Source organism: Tatumella saanichensis, from assembly GCF_000439375.1.
GTDB lineage: Bacteria > Pseudomonadota > Gammaproteobacteria > Enterobacterales > Enterobacteriaceae > Tatumella > Tatumella saanichensis.
The window spans coordinates 1-3,501 of sequence record NZ_ATMI01000020.1 but is presented as its reverse complement, the minus strand read 5'-3'; the positions used below and the strand labels follow the sequence as shown (position 1 = coordinate 3,501).

General features: G+C 50.4%; 4 protein-coding genes. 3 read left to right on the top strand and 1 reads right to left on the bottom strand.

The window, feature by feature from the left end:
- Positions 1-498: 498 nt before the first annotated feature.
- Complete coding sequence (locus DW47_RS17490; RefSeq protein WP_161606696.1) at positions 499-639, top strand: GGDEF domain-containing protein; 141 nt, start codon at positions 499-501, stop codon at positions 637-639.
- An 8-nt stretch (positions 640-647) separates the two neighbouring features.
- Here DW47_RS17490 and DW47_RS0108155 read toward each other — a convergent pair whose 3' ends face one another.
- Complete coding sequence (locus DW47_RS0108155) at positions 648-914, bottom strand: DUF2583 family protein (RefSeq protein ID WP_029685908.1); 267 nt, start codon at positions 912-914, stop codon at positions 648-650.
- Positions 915-1,102: 188 nt separating this feature from the next.
- On the opposite strand from DW47_RS0108155, the gene pth reads away from it, so the two are divergent.
- On the top strand, positions 1,103-1,690 hold the full coding sequence (gene pth / locus DW47_RS0108150; protein ID WP_029685907.1) for an aminoacyl-tRNA hydrolase: 588 nt from the start codon (positions 1,103-1,105) through the stop codon (positions 1,688-1,690).
- Positions 1,691-1,803: 113 nt separating this feature from the next.
- Positions 1,804-2,895 (top strand): redox-regulated ATPase YchF, encoded by a 1,092-nt coding sequence (gene ychF, locus DW47_RS0108145; RefSeq protein WP_029685906.1) that lies wholly within the window; start codon positions 1,804-1,806, stop codon positions 2,893-2,895.
- Positions 2,896-3,501 lie beyond the last annotated feature (606 nt).

The window sequence follows — 3,501 nt, the reverse complement described above, 5'->3', positions numbered from 1 at the left end:
GATAGAGGATAATCTCGTTGGGTGCGTTTGAACTCTGTCATCATCACGTTCTCCAGAATTAGAACAGGAACGTGTCAACGCTATTCAGGACGGGTCACTGACAGAAAAAAGGCCGGACAAAGTCCGGTCTTTTTTGATCCAGTCAGCCTACCTTCCACTGTTTATCAGCTGACCTCCGCTATTAGGCGCGTTCTTAGCCTGACGCTGTTTCGCCAACCAGAAACCTGATAGCCTTCCATAATCGGTACTCCTTGTGGTGAGGTATAGAATGTCACTGGATATCTATACACGGTATATGTGTGAACTCTAAATTTTGGGGTTTCTGTCGGTGACCAACGTCTTGGCAAGCATTTGCCAAGCGAACGGCTGCCCTGCTGCCGGATCGGATCTGCTTTGCAAGACTTGGGGGTGAGGAAATTATCGCTGTGGCAATGTTGTCCCAGAAACACGCATTGACACTCTGTAAAAAAGTCAGGGAGGCAACTGACAGGGCTCGTCTTGCTCAAACCGTCGCCTGCACCGTCAGTGGCCCTACTGTCAGAAGCCAGCCCATTCACACTTAGTCTGCTCACCGATCACGCTGACAGCGCCCTCTACCAAGCCAAACGCCAAGGACGCAATACCGTCTGCCTTTATTAGCAGCCTCTTTATCTGTCGCGGGAGGTCGCTGAGTGAGCATGATAACGCAGCAGATAATAACGATCACAGACCTTGTCTCTGCCCCCCATCTGCGCACCGGTCAGCCACAGCAACGCCCCCATAAAGATAGCAAACACGGCACCGTTGACAGCCAGTGCCGGTAATTGCAGTGAGGTGAGCTGATTCATCAATGTGGTGACAACCCCAACAACGATAATCCCCAGCCCTGAAGCCATAAGCAGATTTCCTGTCAGTAAACGTTGTTGATATTTCATAATGCCCCCTATTCTCACCAGTATTATTGAATCCTTAAACTAAATTTTAGTTTGCTCAGTGAACACAGAGTGCTATCGAGATCACAATTCTCTACAAAAGCTGACAATCGGTTTTGCTGCCCTGCCCTTTGTGCTTCGTCGTCACAGGCAGTAAACTAGTGTTTTGTGAGGATAACTGAGTAATTATTGTGAGCAGCATTAAACTGATTGTCGGCTTGGCGAATCCCGGTGCGGAATATGCCGCTACCCGCCATAACGCCGGTGCCTGGTATGTGGATTTACTGGCACAACGCCATAACCAGTCGCTGAAAGAAGAAGCCAAATTTTTTGGCTATACCGCACGGCTTAATCTGGCGGGCCAAGATGTGCGCCTGCTAGTGCCGACCACCTTTATGAACCTCAGTGGTAAAGCGGTCGCGGCAATGGCGACCTTCTATCGGATCGCCCCAGAAGAGATCCTGGTGGCCCATGATGAGATGGACATGCTGCCTGGGGTGGCAAAATTTAAATTAGGCGGTGGCCATGGCGGTCATAATGGCCTGAAAGATATCATCAATAAATTGGGCAATAACCCTAATTTTCACCGCCTGCGGATTGGTATTGGCCATCCCGGAGACCGCAATAAAGTCACCGGATTTGTGCTGGGCAAGCCTCCTGCCAGCGAGCAAAAACTGATTGATGACGCCATCGACGAAGCCGCTCGTTGTACCGAAGTGTGGCTGAAAGACGACCTGTTAAAAGCGATGAATCGTCTGCATGCGTTCAAAGCCAGCTAAGGATCACCGAAATCCGCGCGAGGCTCGGCGGTTGTGTGTATAATGCGGCAAATTTTTACAGTTCCGGTGACGGACGACGATCTGTCACCAATACGTTATAAGGTAACTCAAGCATGGGATTTAAATGCGGTATTGTGGGCCTGCCAAATGTTGGTAAATCCACTCTGTTTAATGCGCTGACCAAAGCAGGTATCGAAGCGGCGAACTTTCCGTTCTGTACTATTGAACCGAACACCGGTGTGGTTCCCATGCCTGACCCGCGTCTGGATAAATTAGCGGAGATCGTCAAACCGCAGCGCACTATCGCCACTACTATGGAATTTGTCGATATTGCCGGTCTGGTGAAAGGTGCTTCTAAAGGCGAAGGTCTGGGTAACCAGTTCCTGACCAATATCCGTGAAACCGAAGCGATCGGTCATGTGGTGCGTTGTTTTGAAGATGACAACATCATCCACGTCGCTGGTAAAGTAAGTCCAGCGGATGATATTGAAGTCATCAACACCGAACTGGCGCTGTCTGATCTGGACACTTGTGAGCGTGCTATCCAGCGTTTACAGAAAAAAGCCAAAGGCGGCGATAAAGACGCTAAAGCGGAACTGGAAGTGCTGGAAAAATGTCTGCCACAGCTGGAAAACGCCGGAATGCTGCGTGCTCTGGGCTTGGATGAAGATGAGAAAGCGCTGATCCGTTATCTGAGCTTCCTGACGCTGAAACCGACCATGTACATCGCTAACGTCAATGAAGACGGTTTCGAGAACAACCCGTTCCTCGACCAGGTTCGTGACATTGCCGCCCAAGAAGGCTCAGTGGTCGTGCCAGTCTGCGCCTCGGTGGAATCGGATATCGCTGAACTGGACGATGCCGATCGTGATGAGTTTATGGCTGAACTGGGTCTCGAAGAGCCGGGCCTGAACCGTGTGATCCGTGCCGGTTACTCATTGCTGAACCTGCAGACTTACTTCACCGCTGGTGTGAAAGAAGTGCGTGCCTGGACCATCCCTGTCGGTGCCACCGCCCCGCAGGCCGCAGGCAAGATCCACACCGACTTCGAAAAAGGCTTTATCCGCGCCCAGACCATCGCCTATGACGACTTTGTCGCCTTTAAAGGTGAGCAAGGTGCCAAAGAAGCCGGCAAAATGCGCGCCGAAGGTAAGGACTATATCGTCAAAGATGGCGATATTATGAACTTCCTGTTTAATGTCTGATTGGTTGTCATCTTTGCAGCGAGCCGCTCGCCCATAAGACAAGTTCAGAGTTTAAAATCCACGCAACTGCGTGGATTTTTTATTTTAGATTACCGCATCGCATCCCGTAATGACGCTGTCCAAATCGGAATGAGGCTGAACACCCTATTAATACTTGTTGATTTGAAGTGAGGATTGTCGTGGTCAACGAATATTGGCTAGGCTTTTAGGGTTTCAAGAACAATCGTTCTGATTCATTCGGCATCAGTGTAAGCCTCCCTGCGTTAGTTCCATCCATCTATAAACTGTATTGGATCACGAGACAAGCCCATCCGGAAGGGTGTTCAGGGTAAACGAGCAACTGGAGGCCTTAAGGAGTACCCCTAAGTCCGGAACGGGAAAAGCAGGCGGCTTAAATTAAGCGAGGGTGACAACTATCTTGACGCTTACCGAGGGTAAACAGATTTCGTCAAATGCTGATCAGTCGACGCCTTGGAGGTCACGATCTGGACTATCGGTCATCAGTACTTGGGCGGTGACTGCACTATCGACATTGAATATCTGTTCCGGCAGCGTGAAACCGCGCAGTTCCAGCAGCGCTAGCGGACCTTTTCCCAGCTGAGAGCG